General features: G+C 63.5%; 21 protein-coding genes and 3 tRNA genes. 10 read left to right on the top strand and 14 right to left on the bottom strand.

Annotation, left to right across the window (positions count from 1 at the left end; genetic code table 11):
• The first annotated feature begins 25 nt into the window (after positions 1 to 25).
• Both F3J17_RS30065 and pgi read left to right on the top strand, forming a co-directional pair.
• A complete protein-coding gene (locus F3J17_RS30065; RefSeq protein WP_167068019.1) occupies positions 26 to 1,624 on the top strand; it encodes an NAD(P)H-hydrate dehydratase in 1,599 nt (532 codons plus the stop codon).
• 246 nt (positions 1,625 to 1,870) lie between these two features.
• A complete protein-coding gene (gene pgi / locus F3J17_RS30060) occupies positions 1,871 to 3,490 on the top strand; it encodes a glucose-6-phosphate isomerase (RefSeq protein WP_167068016.1) in 1,620 nt (539 codons plus the stop codon).
• Between the two features lie 116 nt (positions 3,491 to 3,606).
• Here the strand turns inward: pgi and F3J17_RS30055 are convergent, their stop codons facing one another.
• Positions 3,607 to 4,347, bottom strand: a complete 741-nt coding sequence (locus tag F3J17_RS30055; RefSeq protein ID WP_167068013.1) for an ABC transporter ATP-binding protein — start codon at positions 4,345 to 4,347, stop codon at positions 3,607 to 3,609.
• A 99-nt stretch (positions 4,348 to 4,446) separates the two neighbouring features.
• On the opposite strand from F3J17_RS30055, the gene F3J17_RS30050 reads away from it, so the two are divergent.
• Both F3J17_RS30050 and F3J17_RS30045 read left to right on the top strand, forming a co-directional pair.
• A complete protein-coding gene (locus F3J17_RS30050; RefSeq protein WP_167068010.1) occupies positions 4,447 to 5,082 on the top strand; it encodes an arylesterase in 636 nt (211 codons plus the stop codon).
• Between the two features lie 188 nt (positions 5,083 to 5,270).
• On the top strand, positions 5,271 to 5,618 hold the full coding sequence (locus F3J17_RS30045) for a hypothetical protein (RefSeq protein ID WP_167068007.1): 348 nt from the start codon (positions 5,271 to 5,273) through the stop codon (positions 5,616 to 5,618).
• 143 nt (positions 5,619 to 5,761) lie between these two features.
• Here F3J17_RS30045 and F3J17_RS30040 read toward each other — a convergent pair whose 3' ends face one another.
• The 8 genes from F3J17_RS30040 to tig all read right to left on the bottom strand — a co-directional run bounded on the left by F3J17_RS30040 (position 5,762) and on the right by tig (position 14,952).
• Positions 5,762 to 7,708: a SurA N-terminal domain-containing protein gene (locus tag F3J17_RS30040; protein ID WP_167068004.1), complete on the bottom strand. Its 1,947-nt coding sequence runs from the start codon at positions 7,706 to 7,708 to the stop codon at positions 5,762 to 5,764.
• A gap of 112 nt (positions 7,709 to 7,820) precedes the next feature.
• Positions 7,821 to 7,897, bottom strand: a tRNA-Asp gene (locus F3J17_RS30035).
• Positions 7,898 to 7,970: 73 nt separating this feature from the next.
• Positions 7,971 to 8,046: transfer RNA gene (locus tag F3J17_RS30030), tRNA-Val, on the bottom strand.
• Between the two features lie 42 nt (positions 8,047 to 8,088).
• Positions 8,089 to 8,466 (bottom strand): HU family DNA-binding protein, encoded by a 378-nt coding sequence (locus F3J17_RS30025; RefSeq protein ID WP_275692933.1) that lies wholly within the window; start codon positions 8,464 to 8,466, stop codon positions 8,089 to 8,091.
• 172 nt (positions 8,467 to 8,638) lie between these two features.
• Complete coding sequence (lon, locus tag F3J17_RS30020; RefSeq protein WP_167068001.1) at positions 8,639 to 11,068, bottom strand: endopeptidase La; 2,430 nt, start codon at positions 11,066 to 11,068, stop codon at positions 8,639 to 8,641.
• Positions 11,069 to 11,259: 191 nt separating this feature from the next.
• Positions 11,260 to 12,531, bottom strand: a complete 1,272-nt coding sequence (clpX, locus tag F3J17_RS30015) for an ATP-dependent Clp protease ATP-binding subunit ClpX (RefSeq protein WP_167067998.1) — start codon at positions 12,529 to 12,531, stop codon at positions 11,260 to 11,262.
• A gap of 232 nt (positions 12,532 to 12,763) precedes the next feature.
• Positions 12,764 to 13,417, bottom strand: a complete 654-nt coding sequence (gene clpP / locus F3J17_RS30010) for an ATP-dependent Clp endopeptidase proteolytic subunit ClpP (RefSeq protein ID WP_027814661.1) — start codon at positions 13,415 to 13,417, stop codon at positions 12,764 to 12,766.
• Positions 13,418 to 13,605: 188 nt separating this feature from the next.
• Positions 13,606 to 14,952, bottom strand: coding sequence for a trigger factor (gene tig / locus F3J17_RS30005; protein WP_167067995.1), 1,347 nt, complete (start codon positions 14,950 to 14,952; stop codon positions 13,606 to 13,608).
• A 626-nt stretch (positions 14,953 to 15,578) separates the two neighbouring features.
• Here tig and F3J17_RS30000 point away from each other — a divergent pair.
• Entirely contained in the window at positions 15,579 to 16,736 is a 1,158-nt protein-coding gene (locus F3J17_RS30000) for a glycerate kinase (protein ID WP_167067992.1), read from the top strand.
• A 219-nt stretch (positions 16,737 to 16,955) separates the two neighbouring features.
• The gene (locus F3J17_RS29995) at positions 16,956 to 17,402 is read left to right on the top strand and encodes a MarR family transcriptional regulator (RefSeq protein ID WP_167067989.1); all 447 of its coding nucleotides are present in this window, start codon (positions 16,956 to 16,958) and stop codon (positions 17,400 to 17,402) included.
• A 139-nt stretch (positions 17,403 to 17,541) separates the two neighbouring features.
• Here F3J17_RS29995 and F3J17_RS29990 read toward each other — a convergent pair.
• Positions 17,542 to 17,628: transfer RNA gene (locus F3J17_RS29990), tRNA-Leu, on the bottom strand.
• Between the two features lie 253 nt (positions 17,629 to 17,881).
• Between F3J17_RS29990 and F3J17_RS29985 the strand changes: the two genes are divergently transcribed.
• On the top strand, positions 17,882 to 18,724 hold the full coding sequence (locus F3J17_RS29985; protein WP_167068153.1) for a squalene/phytoene synthase family protein: 843 nt from the start codon (positions 17,882 to 17,884) through the stop codon (positions 18,722 to 18,724).
• Between the two features lie 5 nt (positions 18,725 to 18,729).
• Here the strand turns inward: F3J17_RS29985 and F3J17_RS29980 are convergent, their stop codons facing one another.
• The 3 genes from F3J17_RS29980 to F3J17_RS29970 all read right to left on the bottom strand — a co-directional run bounded on the left by F3J17_RS29980 (position 18,730) and on the right by F3J17_RS29970 (position 22,277).
• Positions 18,730 to 19,953, bottom strand: a complete 1,224-nt coding sequence (locus F3J17_RS29980) for a DUF1501 domain-containing protein (RefSeq protein WP_167067986.1) — start codon at positions 19,951 to 19,953, stop codon at positions 18,730 to 18,732.
• Between the two features lie 66 nt (positions 19,954 to 20,019).
• Complete coding sequence (locus F3J17_RS29975; protein ID WP_240161213.1) at positions 20,020 to 21,633, bottom strand: DUF1800 domain-containing protein; 1,614 nt, start codon at positions 21,631 to 21,633, stop codon at positions 20,020 to 20,022.
• Between the two features lie 320 nt (positions 21,634 to 21,953).
• Positions 21,954 to 22,277: a hypothetical protein gene (locus tag F3J17_RS29970; RefSeq protein WP_240161212.1), complete on the bottom strand. Its 324-nt coding sequence runs from the start codon at positions 22,275 to 22,277 to the stop codon at positions 21,954 to 21,956.
• 238 nt (positions 22,278 to 22,515) lie between these two features.
• Between F3J17_RS29970 and ompR the strand changes: the two genes are divergently transcribed.
• The 3 genes from ompR to F3J17_RS29955 all read left to right on the top strand — a co-directional run bounded on the left by ompR (position 22,516) and on the right by F3J17_RS29955 (position 25,315).
• A complete protein-coding gene (ompR, locus tag F3J17_RS29965; protein ID WP_035514479.1) occupies positions 22,516 to 23,241 on the top strand; it encodes a two-component system response regulator OmpR in 726 nt (241 codons plus the stop codon).
• 72 nt (positions 23,242 to 23,313) lie between these two features.
• Complete coding sequence (locus F3J17_RS29960) at positions 23,314 to 24,663, top strand: ATP-binding protein (protein ID WP_167067977.1); 1,350 nt, start codon at positions 23,314 to 23,316, stop codon at positions 24,661 to 24,663.
• A 103-nt stretch (positions 24,664 to 24,766) separates the two neighbouring features.
• A complete protein-coding gene (locus F3J17_RS29955; protein ID WP_167067974.1) occupies positions 24,767 to 25,315 on the top strand; it encodes a peroxiredoxin in 549 nt (182 codons plus the stop codon).
• Between the two features lie 18 nt (positions 25,316 to 25,333).
• Here the strand turns inward: F3J17_RS29955 and F3J17_RS29950 are convergent, their stop codons facing one another.
• Complete coding sequence (locus F3J17_RS29950) at positions 25,334 to 26,473, bottom strand: acyltransferase (protein WP_167067971.1); 1,140 nt, start codon at positions 26,471 to 26,473, stop codon at positions 25,334 to 25,336.
• Between the last annotated feature and the right edge of the window lie 88 nt (positions 26,474 to 26,561).

Raw genomic sequence — 26,561 nt, 5'->3', positions numbered from 1 at the left:
TCGCTTGATCGCACGCACCGCCTCCATGACAGACGCCACGCCTTCCCACCCTACCCTCGTCAATCCGCACGACCGCGCGGTGGCCTTGCTCACGGTCGCGCAACTGCGCGAGCGCGAGCACGCTGCCCAGGCGTCGCTACCCGCCCATACGCTGATGGCGCGCGCCGGGGCCGCCGCAGCGCATTTTCTGCGCGAACAGATCGTGCATGCGCCCTCGGCGCTCAGCACGAAGCCCGTGTGGTTCGCAGCCGGCCCCGGCAATAACGGCGGCGATGCGCTGGTGGCCGCCGCCGCCCTCAAACGCGCAGGCATCGACTGCGAAGTCTGCATGCCCATCGAAGTGAAACCTGATGACGCGCGCTGGGCGCTCGCCGAGGCCCGCGCCGCCGGCGTGCCGATCACGCAGACGCCGCCCGTCTCTTTCGACGCCTACGGCTGGCTCGTGGACGGACTGTTCGGCATCGGACTCACGCGCGCGCTCGACGGCGTGTTTGCAGAGCTGGCCAAACGCCTTTCTGCGCGCACGCGCAGCCACGCTCACGTGCTGGCGCTCGATGTGCCCAGCGGTCTGGACAGCGATACCGGCAACGTGGTCGGCGGCGGCCTGGCGGTGCGCGCGAGCCACACGGTCACCTTTATCGGCGCGAAGCCGGGTCTCTACACGGGCGTGGGACGCGATTACGCGGGCGCGGTGAGCGTTGCGCCTATCGGGATCGATACAGCGGGAATCGATACAGCGATTTCCCTCGATAGCGCGCATTTCGCCTTGCTGAACGCAACGGCGCTGTTTGGCCCATCCATGCCCGGGCGCGACTTCGCAACCCACAAGGGCAGCTTCGGCACGCTGGCGGTGATCGGCGGCGACACCGGCATGTGCGGCGCGCCGATCCTCGCAGCGCGCGCCGCGTTGCTTTCGGGCGCGGGCAAGGTCAACGTGGGCTTTCTGGGCAGCGACGCGCCGCCCTACGATGCACCGCATCCGGAACTCATGCTGCACAGCGCTAGCAAGCTCGCGCTCGATGCGATGAGCGCGGTCGCGGCGGGCTGCGGCATGGGCGGCAGCGCCACCGCACGTCAACTGGTCGAGCGCATCCTGCGGCTCGAAGCCGCCGTGCTGCTGGACGCCGACGCGCTCAATCTCATCGCCCGCGACGACGCCCTCGCCGCGCACGTCAACGAACACGCGCGCAAGCGCGGCGCGCCCTGCGTGCTGACGCCCCATCCGCTCGAAGCCGCGCGCCTGCTTGGCGTCGATACGGCTGAGGTGCAGCGCGACCGGCTGGCGTCGGCGCGAGTGCTGGCTTCGCGCTTCGAGGCCGTGGTGGTGCTCAAGGGCAGCGGCACGGTGATTGCCGCACCCGACGGACGTATCGCAATCAACCCGACGGGCAACGCGGCGCTCGCCACCGGCGGCACCGGCGATGTGCTCGGCGGCCTCATCGGCGCATTGCTCGCGCAGCGTTTGCCGCCCTTCGAAGCGGCGCTTGCGGGCGTCTACCTGCACGGCCTCGCCGCCGATACGCTCGTCGCTCAAGGCGACGGTCCCGCCGGGCTCGCCGCGGGCGAACTCGCGCCGATGGTGCGATGTCTCATGAACCGGCTTTTTTACGCGCCGAAAGAATGATCGCAGCTGCGCAAGCCGCCTCAATGCGCCACATAGTAAGAGAAATCGCGGCATGGCGTTTGCTAACGTGGAATCGGTTCCGTTAGCTTGGCCGTAGCCGTGCGCAGGCTCGCCCAGGCCCGCTATACTGATCTTTCGCACGCCGCCCACCGGCGGCGCGTTTCCCCGCAGCGCGTGACGCGTGCGTTGGCCTGACCGGCCGACGCCCTCCGCCGCCCTTCATTCGTTTTCCCTCGCTAGACGAACATGACGAATCCGCTCCCTGCCTGGTCCGCGCTACAGACGCATTACGAACAGATCCGCAACGAACAGATGCGTGACTGGTTCGCACCCGCCAACGATCCCGCACCGACCCGCGCCGAACGCTATACGTACGCTGGCGGCGGTCTCGCAGCCGATTTCTCGAAGAACCGCATCAACGACGCCACGCTGAAGCTGCTCGTGCAGCTCGCGCGCGAAGCCGGCGTCGAACAGCGCCGCGACGCGATGTTCGCAGGCGAAGTGGTCAACCCGACCGAAGGCCGCGCCGCCCTGCACACCGCACTGCGCGCCACCGAACCGAACGCACCGTTCCACGCCCAGATCCTCGCCGAGAAAGCGAAGATGGCGAAATTCGCCGACGCCGTGCGCAGCGGCGCCTGGACCGGCTACACCGGCAAGCGCATCCGCCACGTGGTGAACATCGGCATCGGCGGCTCGGATCTCGGTCCGAAGATGGTCGTGCACGCACTCAAGCATCTGGAAACGCCCGAACTCGATTCGCACTTCGTCTCGAACGTCGATGGCGCCGATCTCTGGCGCGTGATCGAAGACATCGATCCCGAAGAAACGCTCGCGATCATCGTCTCGAAGACCTTCACCACGCTCGAAACCATGACGAACGCGCGCTCGATGCGCGACTGGTTCGTCAAGGCCGGCTGTCCGGAAGACGCGCTGGCGAAGCACTTCGTGGGCGTATCGGCGAATCCGGCCGAAGTCGTGAAGTTCGGCATCGCCAAAGAGAATGTGTTCGAGATGTGGGACTGGGTGGGCGGCCGCTATTCGCTGTGGTCGGCGGTGGGTCTGTCGATCATGATCGCGATCGGGCCGCAGCAGTTCGACGAACTGCTCGCGGGCGCGCACGACATGGACGAGCACTTCCGCACCGCGCCGCTGGACAAGAACCTGCCGGTGCTGCTCGGCATGATCGGCATCTGGTATCGCAACTTCTTCGGCTCGCAGAGCTATCTGGTTGCGCCGTACTCCGAAGCATTGCACTACCTGCCCTCGTATCTGCAGCAGCTCGAAATGGAGAGCAACGGCAAGCAGGCGCGTCTGGACGGCAAGTTCGTCGATTACGCGACGTCGGCGATCACCTGGGGCGAGCCGGGCACCAACGGCCAGCACGCGTTCTTCCAGATGCTGCACCAGGGCACGACGATCGTGCCGATCGACTTTATCGCTGTGCTCACGCCCGAGCATCCGCTTGCCGATCATCATCCGAAGCTGCTCGCGAACTGTTTCGCGCAGAGCGAAGCGATGATGCTCGGCCGCACCGAGGAAGAGGCGAAGAAGATCGCCGGTCCAGACAAGCCCGAACTCGTGCCGCACATCATGTTCCCCGGCAATCGACCGACCACGACGCTGCTCGTCGATGCGCTCACGGCGCGTTCGCTGGGCGCGCTGATCGCGCTCTACGAGCACAAGGTGCTGGTGCAGGCTTCGGTGTGGAACATCAATCCGTTCGATCAGTGGGGCGTGGAACTGGGCAAGATCCTCGGCAAGGTCGTGGAAGCCGATCTCACCACGGCAAGCGGCGACGTCAAGGCGCACGATTCGTCCACGAGCGCGCTGATCGCGCGGGCGCGGGCGGCCCTCAAGCGTTGATGCGCTATTGCGTTTGAGAGAGCGCTGATGTGAAAAAGGCGTGTACGGTGTTTGCCGTACACGCCTTTGTTTTTTCGTCGATGCAGTGCGTTGACCAATCCCGCTGACCAATACGTCTAGCGCGCGGCTTCGATGCGATCGTCGGCGTCTTCTGGGCCGTCAACGTGTAGCGCGTTCGGCACGCGGCGGCCTGCTTCGATCGTCACCACGGTGTCGCAGCGGCGCGCGAGATCGATGTCATGCGTGACGAGCACGAGCGTCGCGCCATTCGCGCGGTTCAGTTCGAACATCAGGTCGATGACGGCGTGGCCCGTGGAGGCGTCCAGGCTGCCAGTGGGTTCGTCGGCGAACAGGACCTGGGGATGCGTGACGAAGGCACGCGCAAGCGCCACGCGCTGCTGCTCGCCGCCCGACAGCAGCTTGGGATAGTGGCCGGTGCGCTGCCCCAGCCCGACGCGCTCCAGCAGCGCGCGGGCGCGTGTGAACGCCTCGCGCGTGCTCAGACCGCCTTGCAGTTCGAGCGGCAGCGCGACGTTCTCCAGCGCCGTGAGATGCGGCATCAACTGGAACGACTGGAACACGAAGCCCACCGCGCCGTTGCGCAATGCAGCGCGACGATCTTCCGCCATGCCGGTAAGCTCATGTCCAAGCAGTCGAACCGAGCCGGCGCTCGCGCTGTCCAAACCGGCCAGCAGGCCCAGCAACGTCGACTTGCCCGAGCCCGACGCACCGACGATCGCCACGCTGCTGCCCGCGTGCACGCTCATGTCGATGCCGTCGAGGATCGTCAGTTCGCCGGCCGCGTCGGTGACGCGCTTGCTCAAACCCCGTACTTCGATGACTGGATCGCTATTCATTCGCACATGATGAAGCAAAGATTAGCCGACAGAAACCACGCCCGTGGACGCCGCCTGCGTAACGTAACCGCCGTCACCGCGTTCGCGCTACTGGCCGCGATGGCATTGCCCTGCGCCGCGCCGGGTGCCGCTTACGCCGCCACACCGCCCGCCGCGCAAGCCGTGACGGCGAAACCCGTCATCGCGGTGCTGGGTGACAGTCTATCCGCCGAATACGGCCTGCCGCGCGACACGGGCTGGGTGGCCTTGTTGCGCCAGCGCCTGTCCAGCGAGCGAATCGATTATAGCGTTGCGAATGCCAGCATCAGCGGCGACACCACGAGCGGCGGGCTGGCACGTCTGCCACTCGTCATGCAGCGCATGAAGCCGGCCGTTGTGATCGTCGAACTGGGCGCGAACGACGCCTTGCGCGGCGTGCCGCTTGCCACCACGGAGAGCAATCTGCGCGCCATCGTCGCCCAGATCCGCCAGGGGCACGCGCAGCCGGTGCTGGTGGGCATGTACGTGCCGCCCAATTACGGCCCCGACTACACCCAGAAATTCCACGGCCTCTACGGCCAGCTTTCGAAGGAACTGCACGTGCCGCTCGTGCCGTTTCTGCTCGCTGGGCTCGAAAACAAGCCCGATCTCTTCCAGGCCGACCAGATGCATCCCACCCAGCAGGCACAGCCTTTGCTCCTCGACAACGTGTGGCCGACGCTCAAGCCGCTGCTTGGCGGCAGCGCGCAGCGCTAGCGGACAACGCCAGGACACGCGGGAGGCGTGACAACGCACTGCCGCGTATCCTGCCGCTGTCAGGGGCGCTCGCCTGCTGTTCGGGCGGCGCGTCTGGTGTAAAAGCGTCGTGCATCAGGTCACATTTTTTTGCGCCGGACGAGAGGCTTCGTCCAATCTCAGATTGACCCTGACTGGAGGGATAAAACGTGAAATATTTACCTCTTATTGTCGTAACGGCCGCACTTGCTGCCTGCGCCAATCAGCCGATGCCGAGCGGAGCACAATCGGTCGGCACCAGCCAGCAACCGCCAACGGCCGTTGCCCAGTGCATCGCCCAGAAGTGGGCCGACAAGTCGCAGCAACAGGTCGTCTCGCAGAGCGTGCTCGCGAACGATCAGGCCGTGGACGTCTACGTACCGGGCCAGCAACCGCCTAACGGCGCTGCGGCGACGGTGCGTCCGGCCTGGAACGCCAATGCGAAGACCTGGGTGGGCTTCCGCTCGGGCGGCGGCGCGGGTGCCGATGCCACCAGCGATATCAGCGCCTGCCTCTGATGTCTGAAAAGCTGTCTTCGCGTTATCTTCGACGCGATTGACGGCGCGGCGCATACCGGATGCGTCGCGCAAAAAGCAAAACGCCCCGCTACGAGCGGGGCGTTTTTGTTTGGGCTAGCGGTGAAGCTGGCCTGGATCGGCGCTTACTGCTGGCCGTCACCATCGCCTTGCTGGTTCGACGCGCCAAGCGTGCCGTAGTACTTCACCTTCGAGCGATCGCGCAGCGCATCGAGATACGCCTGCGTCTGCGACTGGCCGCCCACACCGGCTAGCTGTTGCTGCGCCTGCGCAAGACGGGCACCGTCAGCGGCCGGGCCATTCGTCACGCTGTTCACGCGGTAGATCGCGTAACCGTCTTTGCCGAGATCGACGCCCACATAGGCGGGCAGCTTTTGCGCGTCGGCCTTGAACACAGCGGACAGTGCGCTCGGCGGCAGGCCTTGTGCGTCGTTGCGCGACACCTTGAGCGCCGACGAGAAACCATCGGTCGACTTCGACTTCTGCAGGTCGGCGAGTTTCGCTTCACCATCCTTGCGCGCCATATCGGCGGCCAGTTGCGTCACCACCTTTTGATGCACCGCATCCTTGACCGAAGCAAACGCAGGCACCGCAGCCGGCTGGAAGTTCGTCACGTGCGCGGAGATCAGCGTGCTGTTGCCCACGTCGATCGCCTGCGTGTTGTTATGGCTCGTGACCGAGTCGTTCGCAAACACGGCGTCCAGGAACTTCTGGTTGTTCAGCGGGCTATCCGGCGGCAGCGCGGGGTTCGGCTTCGGCGTGACCGTGGCGGTCTGGATCGTCAGCTTGTACTTGTCGGCGGCCGGTTGCAGGGTCTTTGCCTGTTCGTAGACCGTCGAGGTAAAGCCTTCAGTCGCGTCGGCGAGCACCTTGGCCGCTTGCTGCGTCTTCACGTCGTTGAGGATCTGGCCCTTCACGTCGTCGAACGGCTTCGTCACCGACGGCTTGATGTCCGTGACCTTGACGATGTGATAACCGAAGTCCGACTGGATCACGTCGCTGATCTCGTCCTTCTTCAGCTTGAAGACGGCGTCGTCGAACGCCTGACCGCCTGCGATCATGCCCGGACCGAAGTAACCGAGGTCGCCGCCCTTGGCAGCCGAGCCCGGATCCTGCGAATCCTTCTGCGCGAGCTGCGCGAACTGATCCGGATGCGCCTTCACATCGGCGAGGATCTGTTCGGCCTTCTGCTTCGCGGCTGCGCGATCGGCCGCGCTCGCGTCCTTCGCCACCGTGATCAGGATGTGGCTCGCACGCACTTCTTCCTGCGACTTGAAGTGCGCGATGTTGTCGTCGTAGTACTTCTTGAGATCGGCGTCGCTGGGGTTGACTGTTGCAGCGACCGTCGCCGCCGACAACACCAGATACTGGATCTGCGCCGTAGCAGGCGTGGCGAACTCGTTCTTGTGCGCGTCGTAATAGGCTTGCATCTGCGCGTCGGTCGGCTGGACCTTCGGCGCGTAGTCGCTGGCGCGGAACGCGAGGCCCTGCACTTCACGCGTCTGTTCCGACAGACCCGTGAGTTGCTGCGCGAGCGACTTCGACGTGAACGCGCTGTTCACGAGCGCCGCGGGCAACTGCTGCATGGCGAGGCTGTAACGCACACGCTCGTCATACTGCTCGGGCGTCATGCCCTGCATGGCGAGCAACTGCTTGTATTTGTCGAGATCGATCGAACCGTCGGGGTTCTTCAGCGACGAGATGATCGGATCGGCGAGCAGCGTGCGGCGCACGGCTTCGTCCGACGCGGTCAGGTGCAGACGCTGCACTTCATCGGCGAGCACGCGTTGCTGGATCAGACCGTCGAGGATGTCCTTGCGATGCTGCGGCGTGTCGAACATGCTGGCGTCGAACTGCGCGCCCATCATCTGGCGCGCCTGATCCATCTGCTGACGTGCGGCGCCGTCGTAATCGACGCGAGTGATCTTGTGACCATTGACGCTGGCGACGTTCGCGCTTTCGTCAAAGAAGCCGCGGAAACCTTGAATGCCGACGAAGCCGAGACCTGGCAGAATCACCAGCATCAGCATCAGCATCATCAGTCGTTTGTGATTGCGGAAAAAGTCGAGCATGCGGGACCAAGCGTTGAGGGGCGCCAAAAAACAGAACGCCCGATCTTACATCAGCAGACAACAAAAAAGGCGAACCGGAGTTCGCCTTCTTGCTTTGCTGCTGGAGTATTCCTGGCGGAGCGGACGGGACTCGAACCCGCGACCCCCGGCGTGACAGGCCGGTATTCTAACCAACTGAACTACCGCTCCGTGCGGTGTGCTGCTTCTATGCTGCTGGAGCCATTCGCTGCGATGTTTCGCGCGACCTGGCGATCTGAAACTGTGGTGGGTGCTGAGAGGCTCGAACTCCCGACCTACGCCTTGTAAGGGCGCCGCTCTACCAACTGAGCTAAGCACCCAGCTTCAGACTTCTGCGCCACCCTCATCAGGTAGCGAGCCCGCTAGTTTAACGCATCTTTTAGCGCTTTGCCAGGCCTGAATTTAGGAATTTTTGCAGCCTTGATTTTGATGGCGTCGCCGGTGCGCGGATTGCGTCCCGTGCGCGCCGCACGCTTGCCGACTGCGAAGGTGCCGAAACCCACCAGCGTGACTGAACCGCCCTTCTTCAGCGTGCCTTTGACGCCGTTGAGCACCGCGTCGAGCGCGCGACCCGCCGCTGCTTTTGAGATATCGGCCTGCTGCGCAATGTGATCGATCAAATCCGTTTTATTCATTCCAGCCCCCGAGAATGTGTTTTGGGCAATCGTGGTGGTGTCGCTAATGGACGATGCGGATGATGCGGATGTTGCTGCCACGGCCAGAAGCCGAAGCCCGCTCATTTAACGAAGCCGAATAAGTGGTGTCAAGCCGGGTTCAGCCTGATTTGGCGGGGCTTTCGAGGAAGTCTTCGGATTCGCACAACGTCAACGAATCTCGCGCACAAAACAAGAAACCCGCGGACCATGCCGCGGGTTTCGGGGTACTGCTTAAGCGAGCTTCAGTGATTCAAGCTTAGTGCTTCACGACTTCCGTCGCACCAGCCGGCTCTTTCGATTCGACCACGGGCGCCTTCGCGTCCTCGGCCTTCACTTCTTCTTCCGGCAGCGGCTGCGGCACACGTTCGAGCGCGAGTTCCAGCACCTTGTCGATCCAGCGGACCGGCACGATCTCGATCGCGTTCTTCACGTTGTCGGGGATCTCGGTGAGATCCTTGACGTTCTCTTCCGGAATCAGCACGAGCTTGATGCCGCCGCGATGCGCTGCGAGCAACTTCTCTTTCAGCCCGCCGATCGGCAGCACTTCGCCGCGCAGCGTGATTTCGCCGGTCATCGCCACATCAGCGCGCACCGGAATGCCGGTGAGCACCGACACCAGCGCCGTGGTCATCGCACCGCCTGCGGACGGACCGTCCTTCGGCGTTGCGCCTTCCGGCACGTGGATGTGGATGTCCTGCTTCTCGAACGCTTCGTCCTTGATGCCCAGACGACGCGAACGCGAACGCACCACCGAGCGAGCCGCTTCGACCGATTCCTTCATGACGTCGCCGAGCGAACCCGTGCGGATCACGTTGCCCTTACCGGGCATGACCGCCGCTTCGATCGTCAGCAGATCGCCACCGACTTCCGTCCATGCGAGGCCCGTGACCTGACCGATCTGGTTTTCCTTCGCAGCCAGACCGAAGTCGTACTTGCGCACGCCAAGGAAGGTGTCCAGATTCGCGCTGTCCACCGTGACGGCCTTGTCGGCCTTCTTCAGCAGCAGCATCTTCACGACCTTGCGGCAGATCTTCGACACTTCACGTTCGAGCGAACGCACGCCCGCTTCACGCGTGTAGTAGCGAATGATGTCGCGGATCGCGCCTTCGGTCACTTCGATCTCGCCCGGCTTCAGCCCGTTGTTCTTCTTCTGCTTCGGCAGGAGATAACGCTGGGCGATGCTGACCTTCTCGTCTTCCGTGTAACCCGACAGACGGATCACTTCCATCCGGTCGAGCAGCGGCGGCGGAATGTTCAGCGAGTTCGACGTGGCGACGAACATCACATCCGAGAGGTCGAAATCGACTTCGATGTAGTGGTCGGCGAACGTGTGGTTCTGTTCCGGATCGAGCACTTCGAGCAGCGCCGACGACGGATCGCCGCGGAAATCCATACCCATCTTGTCGACTTCGTCGAGCAGGAAGAGCGGATTGCGCACGCCGACTTTGGTCAGGCTCTGCAGGATCTTGCCCGGCATCGAACCGATGTACGTACGACGATGGCCGCGAATTTCGGCTTCGTCACGCACACCACCCAGCGCCATACGCACGAACTTGCGGTTCGTTGCGCGCGCAATCGATTGACCCAGCGAGGTCTTGCCAACGCCCGGAGGCCCAACGAGGCAGAGAATAGGCGCCTTGACCTTGTCCACGCGCTGTTGCACCGCGAGATACTCAAGAATGCGTTCCTTCACTTTCTCGAGACCGAAGTGGTCTTCGTCCAGCACGGCTTCTGCATTGGAGAGGTCGTTGTTGACCTTGCTCTTCTTGCGCCACGGCAGGCCGATCAGCGTGTCGATGTAGTTGCGCACGACGGTGGCTTCCGCCGACATCGGCGACATCAGCTTGAGCTTTTTCAGCTCGGCGTCTGCCTTCTTCTTGGCTTCCTTCGGCATGCGCGCGGCGTTGATGCGCTTCTCGAGTTCTTCGAGATCGGCACCCTCTTCGCCTTCGCCCAGTTCCTTCTGGATCGCCTTGACCTGTTCGTTCAGGTAGTACTCGCGCTGGCTCTTCTCCATCTGGCGCTTGACGCGGCCACGGATGCGCTTTTCGACCTGAAGGATGTCGATTTCGGCTTCGAGCTGGGCGAGCAGATGCTCCAGACGCTCCACGACCGGGAACATCTCGAGGATATGCTGCTTCTGGTCGAGCTTGAGCGGCAGGTGTGCGGCGATGGTGTCAGCAAGACGACCGGCTTCGTCGATACCCGACAGCGAGGTCAGGATCTCCGGCGGGATCTTCTTGTTGAGCTTCACGTACTGATCGAACTGCGAAACGATCGCACGGCGCAGCGCTTCGGTTTCCGCGCCGTCGGCGTGGTCCGGTTCGAGCGGCATCACTTCGCACGAGAATTGCGTTTCCTGCTCTTCGATCGAGAGCGTCTTCGCACGCTGCAAGCCTTCCACGAGCACCTTCACGGTGCCGTCGGGCAGCTTGAGCATCTGCAGGATGTTGGCGATACATCCCACTTCGTACATGTCTTTTTCGGTCGGCTCATCCTTTGCGGCAGTCTTCTGCGCGACGAGCATGATGTGCTTGCCGCCTTCCATTGCCGCTTCGAGGGCCTTGATCGACTTCGGCCGGCCCACGAAAAGGGGAATCACCATATGCGGGAAAACGACAACGTCTCGCAGCGGCAGCAGCGGGAGCGTGGTGCGTTCCGGCGGGAGGAGTTGGGTTCCTGACATTTCATTTCCCCATGAGTGGAATCAATTGTTCGGTAAGTGAGGCCTGAAAAACCGATTACAAGCCTCGCGCGTGTGGGAAAAGTTCAGTGACTCCAAAAAAGGTGCGCCATCGACCACAAGATAAACGAAAAAGCCGTTCATCACAGTGTATGAACGGCTTTTTCCCGGAACTCTTTAGCCGATCACCCTCATCAGTTCGACCCAGCGACCTTAGGCGCGTCTTCGTAGATCAATAGCGGTTTGCCGTCGCCATCAATCACGTTGTCGTCGATGATGACCTTGCTCACGCCCTTCATGGCCGGCAGCTCGTACATCACGTCGAGCAATGCCTGTTCCAGGATCGAGCGCAGGCCACGGGCGCCGGTCTTGCGGCGGATCGCCTTGCGGGCGACAGCCTGCAGCGCGGCCGGGCGGATCTCCAGTTCCACGCGCTCCATGTTGAAGAGCTTGTGATACTGCTTGACGAGCGCATTCTTCGGCTCGACCAGAATCTTCATGAGCGCCGCTTCATCGAGCTTGCCGAGCGTGGCGACCACCGGCAGACGGCCGATCAGTTCGGGAATCAGGCCGAACTTGATCAGATCTTCCGGTTCCGTCTCGCGCAGCACTTCACCCGTGTCGCGTTCCTGCTTGCTCTTCACGCTCGCGCCAAAACCGATACCGGTTTTTTCCGTGCGATCCGTGATGACCTTTTCCAGACCGTCGAACGCACCGCCGCAGATGAACAGGATGTTGGTCGTATCGACCTGAATGAAATCCTGGTTCGGATGCTTGCGGCCGCCCTGCGGAGGCACAGAAGCCATCGTGCCTTCGACGAGCTTGAGCAGCGCCTGCTGCACGCCTTCGCCCGACACGTCGCGCGTGATCGACGGGTTATCCGACTTGCGGCTGATCTTGTCGATTTCGTCGATGTAGACAATGCCGCGCTGGGCCTTGTCGACTTCGTAATTGCAGTTCTGCAGCAGCTTCTGAATGATGTTCTCGACGTCCTCGCCCACGTAACCGGCTTCGGTCAGCGTGGTGGCGTCCGCGATCACGAACGGAACGTTAAGAAGACGAGCGAGCGTCTGCGCGAGCAGCGTCTTGCCCGAACCCGTGGGTCCGATCAAGAGGATGTTGCTCTTGGAGAGTTCGACTTCGTCTTTCTTGTCGAGATGCTTCAGGCGCTTGTAGTGGTTGTACACCGCCACTGCGAGAATCTTCTTCGCGCGCTCCTGGCCAATCACGTACTGGTCGAGGATGTCGCGGATCTCCTGCGGGCTCGGCAGGTCCGAGCGCGACAGCGCCGCGTCGATACCCGCACCAGCGGCCTCGTCGCGAATGATCTCGTTGCACAGGTCGATACATTCATCGCAGATGAATACCGACGGACCAGCGATCAGTTTCTTGACCTCATGCTGGCTTTTGCCGCAGAACGAGCAATACAACAGCTTCTCGCTGTTAGAACCTTTTTTGTCCGCCATGGATAGATGAGCCTCCGGACACTCTGTTACACATGATACGCCGTTTCCCCTGGCCCGGCCGGGGGTGCGTGAACCGCTTGCTGTGACGGCGTTGGGGCCGCAGGCCGCGAAGCGCGTTTGCCGATTATTTCACATGGTCCGCACGGGCGTGCCTATCCCTTTTTTCACGGGGTTAAGTCACGCCGCATACGTATTTCCGGCGCCGTTTTTGACGCCGGAAACGCGTGCCGGATCAGGGGCGCTTGTGGAGCACCTGATCGACGAGGCCGTAAGCCTGTGCGTCGTCGCCGGACATGAAGTTGTCGCGGTCGGTGTCGCGCGCGATGCGCTCGACCGGCTGACCAGTATGGTGCGAGAGCAACTGGTTCAGACGTTCCTTCAGGTACAGGATTTCACGTGCCTGGATTTCGATGTCCGATGCCTGGCCGCGCGCGCCGCCCAGCGGCTGGTGAATCATCACGCGCGAATTCGGCAGCGCGAAACGCTTGCCCTTTTCGCCCGCTGCCAGCAGGAACGCACCCATCGAGGCCGCGAGGCCCATGCAAAGGGTCGAAACATTGGGCTTGATGAACTGCATCGTGTCGTAAATCGCCATACCGGCCGACACCGAACCGCCCGGGCTGTTGATGTACAGGCTGATGTCCTTGTCCGGATTTTCGCTTTCGAGGAACAGGAGCTGGGCGACGACGAGGTTCGCGGTCTGGTCGTTCACTTCGCCGACCAGGAACACCACACGCTCTTTCAGCAGACGCGAGTAGATGTCGTACGAACGCTCGCCGCGGCCGCTCGTCTCGACGACGATCGGCACGAGGCCGAGCGCCTGCGGTTCGAGGTCGCGCGAGGCGTGAGAGGTCAACGTGTCCAGCGATTGAGCGCGAATGGTCATGCGGTGCATCCTTGTCTGGAAGAGTTGTTCTGGTAACACAGGTAAAACGTATTGAACCTGAAATACCGGAATGGCGACGGACCCCGCAGAAATCAACCCTAACGCGTGTGTGGCCAAATTCTGCGGATACAAAAACGGCGTGCTGGCCGTCGGTCGCTCCGACAGCCGGCACGCCGTAGCGGGCAGATTTAAGCCTGCGCCGTTGCGCTTGCCAGTTCTTCGAAGCTCACTTGCTTGTCCGTCACCTTGGCCTTGCCGATCACGAAGTCAACGACGTTCGATTCGACGACGTACGCTTCCATTTCGGCCAGACGCTGCTGGTTCGAATAATACCAGCGCACGACTTCCTTCGGGTCTTCGTAGCTTTTCGCGAATTCGTCGACTTCAGCGCGGATCTGTTCCGGCTTCGCTTCGAGGTTGTTCGACTTCACGAGTTCAGCCAGCACGAGGCCCAGCTTGACGCGACGCTCAGCTTGTTCCTTGAACATTTCAGCCGGGATCGGTGCGTCCTTGGCGTTGGGCACGCCGCGTTGTTCCAGATCGGCGCGCGCCATTTCGACCAGACGCTGTTGATCCTGCTCGACCAGTGCGTTCGGCACGTCGAGTTCAGCGATCTTCAGCAGTGCGTCCATCACCTGGTTCTTGACGATGGCTTGCGTGCGACGCTTGGCTTCGCGCTCAAGGTTGTCCTTGATTTCAGCGCGCATCTTCACGAGGTCGCCGTCAGCGATGCCGAGCGACTTGGCGAATTCGCCGTCGATTTCCGGCAGATGCGGCCATTCGATCAGTTGCATCGTGATCGTGAACTTCGCGGTCTTACCTGCGACGTCCTTGCCGTGGTAGTCCTCGGGGAATGCGAGGTCGAATTCGCGCGATTCGCCTTGCTTCAGGCCAATCGCTGCCTTTTCGAATTCCGGCAGCATGCGGCCTTCGCCCAGCACGAAGGCGAAGCCTTCTGCCGTGCCGCCCGGGAATGCGACGTCGTCGATCTTGCCGACGAAGTCGACCGTCACGCGATCGCCTTCCTTGGCTGCCGTGTCTGCGCCGCCGTCACCGTGCTCGCCGGCTTCGCCGCGTGCGTGGTAGTGCACGCGCTGCTTGCGAAGGATGTCCAGCGTGCGATCGATTTCGGCTTCGGTGATGGTCGTGGTCGTGCGCTCGATTTCGGCGCTGGCGACGTCGCCCAGCTTCACTTCCGGATAGACCTCGAAGGTCGCGTCGAAAGCGTAATCGCCTTCAGCGGCTTCGGCCTTCGGCGCGAAGCTCGGCTGACCAGCAACGCGCAGGTTTTCCGCGCGGCTGATGTCGAAGAATTCCTTGCCAACCTTGTCGCTCAGGACTTCGGCTTCCACCTGGCCCGAGTACTGTTGCGTGACCATCTTGAGCGGCACCTTGCCCGGGCGGAAACCCGGCATGCGCACGTTCTTCGCGAGTTGGCGGATGCGCGAATCGACTTCTTTCTGCACGGCGTCCTTCGGCAGGGAAATCGTCACGCGGCGTTCGAGCTTGCCGAGGTTTTCAACAACGTTAGCCATGGCTTCAATCGTCCTAAAATTGTTCGAGCGTATCAGTAATCTTTGCTGCCGCAGTCCGATGGGAAGATCCGCATCGCTTGCGTCTCGCTTGTGCCTTGTCGGCGCCGCTTGCCTGCTGCGACCTCAGGTCGTAACCGGCTTGCGCTCTCTATGCAAATCAAGCGCCTCTGGCGGCAATCGCCCAAGCTGCCCGCGCGATACGCCAAAGGCGTTGAAGCGGACTGGCCCGGACGCTGCCCGCTGGGCGGCGCCCTTTCCGGGAGCCGCGAGACCCGCCCGTTCCGATCGACCCGACAGGCCGAAATGGACGGTTTGCGGTGCGGTTCCGTCAAAAGAGCCGGGTATTTTAGCAAACTATTGCCCGACCCAAATGGAATTGCCATTCGGGCACGGAAAAGGAGCGCAAAAGAGGCGCAAAAGGCGTCCGAACCGGCCCGTTTTGGGGCTAAAACCGCCCTCATTCTGCGACTGCAGAACCCGCTTTCCTGGCGCGTCGCGCCCAGGCGAGCAATGCACGCTATCGCGCCTCGGGTATCCAGCACGTCCCTCGTGGCTGGTAAGCTAACGCTCGCGCCGGACGCCCCGCCGGCCGCAGCCGCCATCACTACTCTTCCAGTCGAGACACCATGCCTAACCAGACGTTTGCTGACGCACCCGTCGTCGTCATTGCTCCCGATTCTTTCAAAGGCTCGCTCAGCGCGGATGGGGTCGCCGCCGCGATCGCCGAGGGCATCCGCCGCGCCCGCCCCGATGCCGAAATCCGCATCTGCCCGATGGCCGATGGCGGCGAAGGCACGCTCGACGCCATGTTGAGCGTGGGCGGCGAGCGTCGCACGCTCAATGTCGAAGGCGCCGCCGGCGCACGCCGCGACGCCCTCGCCGGCCTGCTGTACGACGGCAGCGCCGTGATCGAAACCGCCGAGATCGTGGGCATCACGGATCCCGTGGGCATGGGCGTGGCGGTCACCGCGCGCAGCACGCGCGGCATGGGCGAGGCGGTGCGCGCCCTGCTCGACGAAGGCGTGCGCCGCTTCTACGTGGCGCTCGGCGGCAGCAGCACGAACGACGCGGGCGCAGGGCTGCTCGCGGGCCTCGGCCTGCAACTGTTCGATGCGGCGGGCGCGGCGCTCGAACCCACGCCCGCAGCGCTCGCCAGTGTGGCGCGCGTGGACGTGTCGGGTCTGGATGTGCGGCTGGCAGAAACCACGTTCATCGCCATGTCGGACGTCGATAATCCGCTTACCGGCGATCACGGCGCCACCGCCGTATTCGGCCCGCAAAAAGGCGTGAGCGCCGCCGAAGTCGCATCGATCGACGCGGCGCTGGGCCGTTTCGCCGATCTGCTCGAAACCGCCTTGAACCGCCGCGCACGCGACGAAGCGGGCGCAGGCGCGGCAGGCGGCCTGGGCTTCGCGCTGCGCATGCTGGGCGCGAGCTTCGAGCCGGGCGCGGAAGTCGTGGCCCGCACCATCGGGCTCGACGCGGCGCTCGAAGGCGCGCACTGGCTGATTACGGGCGAAGGCCGCTCGGACGTGCAGACGCTGCACGGCAAGGCGCCCTTTATCGCCTGCCGCCACGCGCAGGCTGCGGGCGTGCCGGCCACGCTGCTGTCGGGCGCCGTCGATGCTGCCGCGCTGCCGCGCCTTGGCGAGCATTTCAGCGGCTGCTTCTCGCCCGCCCCCGGCCCGATCACGCTGGAAACGGCGATCCGCGACGCCGCCACGCTGCTCGCCAACGAAGCCGAACAACTCACCCGCCTGCGCTACGGCGCACGTCCCGCGTAAAACGTCTCACGGTGCGCCGCCCCGAATCGTCAGACTTTTTCGGGTGCGCGCGCAACGATTTCCGCAGTAAGCGATTAATAGATTCGTACGCTCTCTCGCAGCGCGCGCAAGCATGCGTTTTGAGGGTTCATGCGCGTTGACCCGCGCGCTGGTTGCGGCAACAATCACGTTACGCGCGACACCATCGCGCATACCTTACGCGACCAGACCAGGACGACCATGAAGGAAAGCAAAGCCGGACTCGAACAATTTCTGACCTATCGGCTCCATGTCCTGAACAAGCTCTCCGAACGCGGTGCAAGCGAGCGCTACCAGGCGAAGCTGGGCATCACGCTGCCCGAAGCGCGCCTCATCGCCGCCGTCGGCGCGTTCGGTCCGTTTTCGGTGATGGAACTGGCGCGCCACGCCAATCTCGACAAGAGCCAGGCCAGCCGCGCCGCCGAAGCGCTCATGAAGCGAGGTCTGATGGAGCGCAATGCGAGCGAGGAAGACGGACGCCTCGTGCTCGTTTCGCTCACGACCGATGGACGGGCCCTCTATCGCAAGGTCATGCCCATCGCGCGCAAGTGGAATGAGGACCTGTTCGCCGCCCTCGACGACAAGGAGCGCGAGCTGCTCAACCGTGCGCTGGAGAAGGTCATCGCCGCGACGCAGGACGAACTCTGACTGAACGCATGCGATAAGCGAAACTGATGGGGTAACGTCAGCGGTTTATTGCGCGCCGCGCCATTGCGCGCGCCAATCGCCGGATGCAAAACAAAAAGGCCACGTACCGTTAAGTACGTGGCCTTTGTCTTTACTAGCCTGGTGCGTGAGGCCGGACTCGAACCGGCACACCCTTGCGGGCGTCAGGACCTAAACCTGGTGCGTCTACCAATTTCGCCACTCACGCGAATCTTTCTGGCCGGCAACAGCGCTGCGAACCGGTGAAGCGAGTCGCGTGCGATACAGACCTTCCGCGCCCCACTGTGCAGCCTGTTTTTGCGAAGCAATCCGCAATCGAAAGGCCGCCCTCAAAGCGCAAGCGCGAGATTCTAACCGATTGCCTCACGCTTGTCTGCATCTCGCAAGGCAGCGCGATGCCCGGACGCCTCAAAGCCGCGCCGGTGCTAGAATCGCCGCGCTTCCCCACGCCCCAGAATCCCGTGAATTTCGACGAATACTGCCTGCAAAAGGCGGCGCCCCCCGGATCGAGCACCTACTACGCGCTGCGCCAAGCGAGCGCCGCGCAGCAGCCGCTGCTCGCCGCCCTCTTCGCGCTGCGCCGCGAACTCGAAGAGACCGCCAAGGAAACCAGCGACCCGACCGTCGGGCGCACCAAGCTCGCGTGGTGGCAGAAGGAACTGGCCTCGCTTGCGGCGGGCAACCCCGCGCACCCGGTCACGAAGGCCATCGCCCAGCACGCCGGCGACGTCGCCAGTCTGTATCCGCTGCTGCAGCAGTTGCTGGCCGGATTCGAAATGGATTTCGAACAGGCCCGCTATCTCGATCTGCCGAATCTGCGCCGCTACATGGATGGCGTGGGCGGCACGTTCGCCACACTGATCGCGCAGGTTGGCGCGCGCACGGATGACGAACGCGCCGCCGTCGCGCAGTGGGCAACGCCGCTGGGCAACGCGCTGATGCTCGCGCAATTCGTACCCGAGATCGGCAATGACGCGCGCCACGGCCGCATCTATATTCCGATCGACGAATTGCAGCGCTACAACGTCACCGCCGCTGATCTGATCAACCGTCGCTACAGCGCGGAATTTACGGAACTCATGCAGTTCCAGATCGGCCGCGCGCGCGAGGCGGTGCACGCAGCGCTTGCGGCTATTCCCGCGAGCGAACGCCGCCGTCAACGCACGCTGCGCGCACTCGCGGCACTCGAACTCGCCCTGCTCGACGAAGTGGAGCGCGAGCAATTCCAGGTGTTGCATCAGCAGATCGCGCTCACGCCGATCCGCAAGCTCTGGATCGCGTGGCGCGCGGCACGGCGCGCCTGAACGCGCTAGGCCCGCAGCAAAGGTAACGACTCGAAGCGCTGTTGCAGCACCGATTGCGCGTCGAGTCCCCACCAGTTTTCCAGCACCGTCGCATAGATCTGCCGGAAGTCGACGGCCACCGGCAGATTGCCGTTACCGTCCAGACGCGCGAGTTGCGGCGCGTCGCCGTAGAGCCCACCCGCCACACGGCCGCCCGCGACGAAATGCGCGGATGAGGTGCCGTGATCGGTGCCGCGACTCTGGTTCTCGCGCACGCGCCGACCGAACTCCGCGTACGTGACGATCATCGTGCGATCCCAGCGCCCCATTTCAACGAGCGACGCGCGCATCGCCACCATGCCTGCCGCGAACTGGCGCAAGAGATCCGCGTGACGTTCGGGCTGGTTCTGGTGCGTATCGAAACCGTTGAGCGTGAGCCGGATCACGGCCACGCCCTGCCCGGCCACCGGCGCACCCTGCACGGTGTCGCCCGACGCCAGCGCCTGCATCGCGGTCTTGATCGATGCGCCAAACGCGCCGCCAGGAAACGCCGTCTTCAGCGCATATTCGCCCGGACGCGGACGTAGCTGATCCGCGGCATGCACGATGTCGTTTTCGACATCGAGAATATGCGCGAGCGCCGGATTGCGCTCCTTGAGCGCGACCGGCGTGACGAGCCGCGAGGCGCGCGCGAACTGCGCCGGATTGACGAGCGCGATGGCGCGCGCACCGTTCGCGAGCGGACCCATTTCCGCGCTGCCCAGCACGAGGCCATCGGCGGCGAAACCCTTCGGCACCGGTGCGTTGGCGAACGCGCGCGTAAGCCAGCCTTCCCGCAGATACTGATCGGAGCGCGAAGCCGTGTCCCAGATCTCGATCGAGCGGAAATGCGACAGGTTAGGCTGCGCATAACTCACGCCCTGCACGATCGCCAGTTCGTGTGCGCGCCACATCGGCAACAGCGGCGCGAGCGCGGGATGCAGCGCCGTGCGTTCGTCGAGCTGGATGGCGTCGCCGCGATGCACGCCGATGGTCGGCCGATAGCTCGCGTAAAGCGGGTCCGCGTAAGGCACGACCGTGTTCAGCCCGTCGTTGCCGCCTTTGAGTTCGACGAGGATCAGCAGATTCTCGTAGCCGCTTGCGCGCGGCTGCGCGGGAACGCCGGTTTGCGCCCAGGCCGGTTCGGGCAGCCAGCTCGCGCCCGCCGCCGTCATCGCCGCCGCAGCGGCCAGGAAGTCGCGTCGCTTCATGCCATGCCTCGTTCAGTCCTGGCGGCGCGCGGCCGCTCGTTTCTTGGGTTCATCATCGCGCTCTGCTCATTTCAGCTGATACACCGGATCCATCAGGAGTGCCTGGAGATACGACTCGGCGCTACTGCCTGCCGCGATCGCATCGACAGGCGCAAGCGGCAAGACCGCGTGCTGCATCTGCAACTGCGCCGAAAGCCCCGGCACCGCGCCCGCCGTCAGGCCATAGCGCCCGAGCCAGCCGTCGAGATCGAAATGCATGCCGGCGGGCATCGGCTTGGCCGGCGCTTTTGCTGGACCGCTTGCCGGCATGCCCGCAGCGGTCTTCGTCATCGCGCTGCTGCCCGGATGCGTCGGCCCCGCCGCGCGCTGCGGCCCGGTCGAGCGAAACAGCTGCTCGACGAACTGCTTGCGTGCGAGCAGCGTCGAACTGTTGATCCACGTCGCGCCGCCAGGCCAGCCCTTCACGTTGGGCGGATAAAACAGATTCTCGCCGAGCGACGCCGAAGTGCGCGCAAACTGCGCCGTATTCGCATAAGTCACGTCGAAACGCCGCACCGTGCCCGCGATGAACTCCACTGGCGAGCTCACCAGCACGCCGCGATTTCGCTCGTCCCAGAACGCGGGTGCGGTGAGCAGCGCGCCTAGCGCCGCCTTGATGTCGTAGCCGCTCGATCGGAATCGGTCAGCGACGATATCGAGCTGCGCCGCGTCCGGCGTATCCGAAACGAACTCGCGCCAGAGTTTCGCCGATACGAAATGCGCCGTCTGCGTCTCGCCCAGCAGAATATCGAGCACCGCGTCGCCGTCGAACGTGCCCGCGTGGCCCAGCACGGTCTTGATGCCGTCGTCGTGTTGCTGGGGACGCCAGTCGAAGCGCGAAGTATCGGGATCGACGCCCCAGCCGGTGTAGGCGCGCGCCGCTTCGGAGACATCGCGTTGCGTGTATTGCCCTTCCCCGAGCGTAAAAAGCTCCATCACTTCGCGCGCGAAATTTTCGTTCGGCTTGCCTTTGCGGTTGCTCGCGCCGTCGAGATACAGCAGCATCGCCGGATCTTTCGCCACATCGTGCAACATCGCCGAGAAACTGCCGAGCGCGTGACGCCTCAGGAGCGCATTTTGCTGGGCCATCAATTGCGGCTCGCCGACCTTGTCCTGGCCTGAAGTGAAGTGGTTGTGCCAAAAGAGCGTCATGCGCTCGGTGAGCGGCGAAGGCGTCGTGAGGATTTCGCGCATCCACCAGGCGCGCAGGTCGTCGTAATCCTGACTGCGCTTGCGCTGTTCGTCGCGGCGTTGATCCTGCGTGAGCGCGTTGCGCTGCGCGCGAGTCAAAAGCGTTTCGCTGGTCCACGCGGGCAGCGGCGTGACGGCATCGGTGCGCGCCGTCGCGAGCACATGCGCGACGGCAGCCGCGCGCGTCAGGCCAACGTATGGCGCAATATCGGCGTTCGTCGGTGCGAAGCCGGTGCGGATCAGCAGATGCGTGGCGTCGTCGGCGTCGAGCAGATCGGTATCGGCTTGATCCGCGGCGACTGGCTCGCTGGCTGGCCGATGATGGTGCGTGTGGTGGGTGGGGACTGAAGCAGGCGCTGCGGACTGCGCGAACGCGCGCAACGACACCAGCGCCGACGAAGCCGCACCGAGCGCCGCCAGGCGCTCCGACGAGACAGGCATGAATCGCATCAACCGTTTCATGGCAGACATGGGATCGAGGGAGCGCATGGGCCGATCGCGCATCCGGTGAGGATGAATGTAGCGGCTTAACGGCCGGATCGGCGCGGTTGTTGACCGCGCAATTGCAACGGAATTTTTCCGTGTCGCCGGGCGTTAGCTGGAAGGCCGCTCTGGCAAGGCCGACGCGAAATAACCGGAAAAGAATTCAGGCAGGAAAGTTAGGGAAAGGCGGGGAAATGAAGCTCAGCGCAAAGTACGTCTTGAAGCACGGCGCATCGAACGTCACATTCAAGCGGAAGCATTGCAGCCGCAACGATCAGCGGAAAGCATCAGCGCTTGTAGAGTTCGCGCACGGCGTCTTCGATGTGCTGGCGCAGCAGACGCCGCTCTTCGGGCGTCATGTGACCGTCGCGGCGACGTTCGTCGAGATCGGGGGGAACGGCGGGACGTTGATTGAGGTCAGAAGCAGGACGCGGAGGCTGGTCATTGCGAATGCGCCGGATCGGCGGCCTGCCCGCATAGCGGCTGCCCGCGTGAGGGCCGTCGGCGAAGGTCTGGGCATGGACAGGCGCCGTCTCCAATGCCGCCACGACGCCGCTGGCCAACGCCAGTGCGATCACGGTGTGGCGCATTGTCGGGCCGACCCCTCCCATCGTTTTGTTCCCTTCTTGACGCGGCAAACGGCTACCTCGAATACATGTGGACCCGGCTCTGACACGGGCACTGGTTCGAAAATCGAATGAAGTATCCACCGAATGGCCGCTAAACGTAAAGAAGTCTATCTGTCAGTGCTTGATGCCGTGGCACAGGCCGGGTAAATTTTGTAACTGACTGTAACCTGTTAATCGGTGCAATCTCGCACCGTAACTCAATCGCGCTAAGATGCCAGGCATGGAAACCAAGAACCCGTCCAAAATTCTCGTTGTCGACGACGACCCGCGACTGCGCGACCTGCTGCGCCGCTACCTCGGCGAGCAGGGCTTTAACGTCTACGTCGCAGAAAACGCACCCGCCATGAACAAGCTGTGGGTGCGCGAACGCTTCGACCTGCTGGTGCTCGACCTGATGCTGCCGGGCGAAGACGGTCTGTCGATCTGCCGCCGCCTGCGCGGCAGCAACGACCGCACGCCGATCATCATGCTCACCGCCAAGGGCGAAGACGTGGATCGCATCGTGGGCCTCGAAATGGGCGCCGACGACTACCTCCCGAAGCCCTTCAATCCGCGCGAGCTGGTCGCGCGCATTCACGCCGTGCTGCGTCGCCAGGCGCCGTCCGAGCTGCCGGGCGCGCCGTCGGAAACCACCGAAGTATTCGAGTTCGGCGAATTCGCGCTGAACCTCGCCACCCGCACGCTCACCAAGGCCGGCCAGGAAATTCCGCTCACCACGGGCGAATTCTCGGTGCTCAAGGTGTTCGCGCGTCATCCGCGTCAACCGCTGTCGCGCGAAAAGCTTATGGAACTGGCACGCGGCCGCGAATACGAAGTGTTCGACCGCAGTCTCGACGTGCAGATCTCCCGTCTGCGCAAGCTGATCGAGCCGGATCCGGGCAGCCCGCGCTTCATCCAGACGGTCTGGGGCCTCGGCTACGTCTTCATCCCCGACGGCGCCGCCTGATCCTGGATGTCTCTGTGATCGTGTCTGAGGGTGTCTGTTTGCCTGCACTGGCTTTGTTGATGGGAAGGGTCCATGCGCATTGACCGGCGTCTCCTGACGCTTGCGTTCGGCGACCTGTTCTGGCGCACCTTCCTGCTGATCGCGTTGCTGATCGCGGTCAGCCTCGCGGCATGGTTCCAGAGCTTTCGTGTGATCGAGCGCGAGCCGCGCGCGCAGCGCGTGGCCTTGCAGCTCGTCGCCGTGGTCAAGCTCACGCGCACGGCCCTGCTCTATTCCGATCCCGATCTGCGCCGCGCGCTGCTGCAGGATCTGGAGAGCAACGAAGGCGTGCGCGTCTATCCGCGCGAAACCACCGACAAATACAAACTGCAGCCCGACGAATCGCTCAATCGTCTGATCGAGCATGACATTCGCGGGCGTCTGGGCGACGACACCATCATCGCCCAGTCGGTGAACGACATTCCGGGCGTGTGGATCAGCTTCAAGATCGACGACGACGATTACTGGGTCGCGCTCGACCGCGACCAGCTCGACAACGTCACCGGCCTGCAGTGGGTGGGCTGGGGCGTGTCCGCGCTCGCGCTCTCGCTGTTCGGCGCGGCGTTCATTACGAGCCTGGTGAACCGGCCGTTTGCGCGGCTGGCGATGTCGGCGCGCATGGTCGGCTCGGGCCAGTCGCCCGCGCAACTGCCCGAAAGCGGCATGGGCGTGGCCGCCGAAACCAATCGCTCGTTCAACCAGATGGTGCGCGACCTCGAACAGTTAGAGGCCGACCGCGCGCTGATGCTCGCGGGCATCTCGCACGACCTGCGCACGCCGCTCGCGCGGCTGCGGCTGGAAACGGAGATGAGTCCGTCCGATCAGGCGACCAAGGACGCGATGATCGACGACATCGAGCAGATGGACATGATCATCGGCCGCTTCCTGGATTACGCGCGGCCCGTGCAACGCATGCCGGAGCGCGTCGATCTCTCCGTGATCGCCAGCGAAATGGCCGCGCGCATGGCGGGCGAAGACGGCGTGCGTCTCATCACGCGCCTCGCGCCCACGGCCGTGATCGAAGCGGACGATACCGACGTGCGCCGCATCGTCGGCAACCTGATCGAAAACGCGCGCAAGTACGGCGCGAGCGAAGCGGACGGCATTCCTCACATCATGCTGGAAACGCGCGTGTCGCATTCGCGCGTGGAGTTGTCCGTGGTCGACGAAGGCCCCGGCATTCCCGAAGACCAGCTTTCGCTCGTCACACGGCCGTTCTATCGCGTCGACAGCGCGCGTACCCAGGCGAACGGCACGGGCCTCGGCATGGCCATCGTGCAGCGTCTGGTAGGCCGTTATCGCGGCGCGCTGCGCCTGCGCAACCGCGCGCCTGGCCCCGGCCTCGAAGTGACCATCGAGTTTCCGCTCGCCAAGGGCGCTTAAAAACCGCACCCCTCCTTGAAGTGACCACGCTGCAAGTGCAGGCTCGCAGCGTGCTCAGCCATCCCCTGCCACAATCGCAGGAAAGAACTCAAGGAGCGACGCCATGAAAACCGTCGGCGACAAACTCGCAGCCTTCACCGTCACGGCCGCGAAGCCCGGCTTCAATCATCCGGAAGAAAACGGCGAATCGGCCTTCCTCGAAATCACCGAGCAGACCTTCTCGGACAAGTGGAAAGTGATCTACTTCTATCCGAAGGATTTCACGATCGTCTGCCCCACCGAGATCGTTGCGTTCGCGCAGTTGCACAAGGAATTCGAGGACCGCGACACCGTGCTGATGGGCGGCAGTTGCGACAACGAATACGTCAAGCTCGCCTGGCGGCGCGAGAATCCGGAACTGAACCGCCTGAATCACTATTCATTCGGCGACGTGAAAGGCGAATTGATCGATCAGCTCGGCATTCGCGACAAGGAAGCGGGCGTGGCGCTACGGGCGACGTTTATCGTCGATCCGGACAACACCATCCAGCACGTGTCCGTGAACAGCCTCAACGTAGGGCGCAGCGCAGCCGAGGTGCTGCGCGTGCTCGACGGACTGCAAACCGGCGAGCTCTGCCCGGGCGGGCGCGAAATAGGCGGCGCCACCTTCTGACGCTCACGGCGCGCGCCCTCAGATCTGGCCCGCGGCCGTGCGCGCGGGCAGACGGTTGCGAATCGCCGTGGCCAGCGGCGCCTTCCACTCCAGCACGCGCTTTTCCAGCAGTTGCCACGACAGATGCGCGAGCAGCACGGCCAGCGTGAACTGCAGCGCGAGCGGCAGCAAATCCTGCACGAACGGCGGCACATGCAAACGCGTGTAAAGCGCAGGCGCATCGCCCAGCTTCGACGGCACCAGGTTATGGAACAAATAAAAGCCGTAGCTGATGGTGCCGAGATACGCGAGCGGCCGCACTTCCAGCGCCGCCACCAGCGCGCTGTCCTGACGCCGCACGATCCACAGGAATAGCGCACCCAGCGACAGCGCCAGGCCGATATCGAGCAGGCCCGGTATCACGGCGCGCTGCGCGGCCTCGCAGGTCACGCAATCGGCGCGCGCGAAGGCGAACACGCCGAGGCACGCCAACGCCAGCGCGCACCACAGCGCGGCGGGCAAACGCCCCGCCACCCTCACGCGTTCGCCGCCAATCGCCAATGCGCCACCCAGCGCCAGCAACGCGAAATTCCACGGCGAGAACGCGTAGACCAGCGGCTCGATCGCCCCGCTCGCATAGAGCGCGAGATGCGCCAATCCCGCCGCGCAGATCATGCCGATACAAATCCCCAGATGACGCGCGGCGGGCGCGAACAACAGAGCAAATGGCGCAATCAGATAGAACTGCTGTTCGACCGCGAGACTCCAGAAATGCGACACCGTACCGGGCCAGCCATCGTGCACCATGCCGATCCAGAAATTAGAAAGGAATGCGAAATGCCATGCCAGACCCAGATCGACATCGCGCTGATAGAAGAACGCGTGCGCGATCGTCAGCGCGATCAGCAGCAGGTAGTAGACCGGGAAAATGCGCAGCGCGCGCTTGACGTAGAAGACGTAGAGCACGGCATCGCGCCGCGCAGCGCCCTGCTCCACGCGCAGCCGATTGCGATGCAATTCGCCGATGATCAGATAGCCGCTGATCAGGAAAAATAGCCATACGCCGATCTTGCCGGCGTCGATGGCCTCGACATGCGCCTTGTGCGAGAGGAACACCAGCATCACGGCCAGCGCCCGGAGACCGTCGAGGCCTTTCACGCGTCTTTCGAGTCCCGTCATTGCCCTTTCCGCTTCCGGTTACGTCTTCAGCATAAGACGAAAAAAACGGAAATAAAAAGGCAAGAAATGAGCAAGAAAAGCAAAGGCG

It is taken from the genome of Burkholderia sp. Ax-1719 (genome assembly GCF_011753055.1).
Lineage (GTDB): Bacteria > Pseudomonadota > Gammaproteobacteria > Burkholderiales > Burkholderiaceae > Paraburkholderia.
Note: the sequence above shows the minus strand (reverse complement) of the source record. Positions and strands in the feature narration are given on the sequence as shown.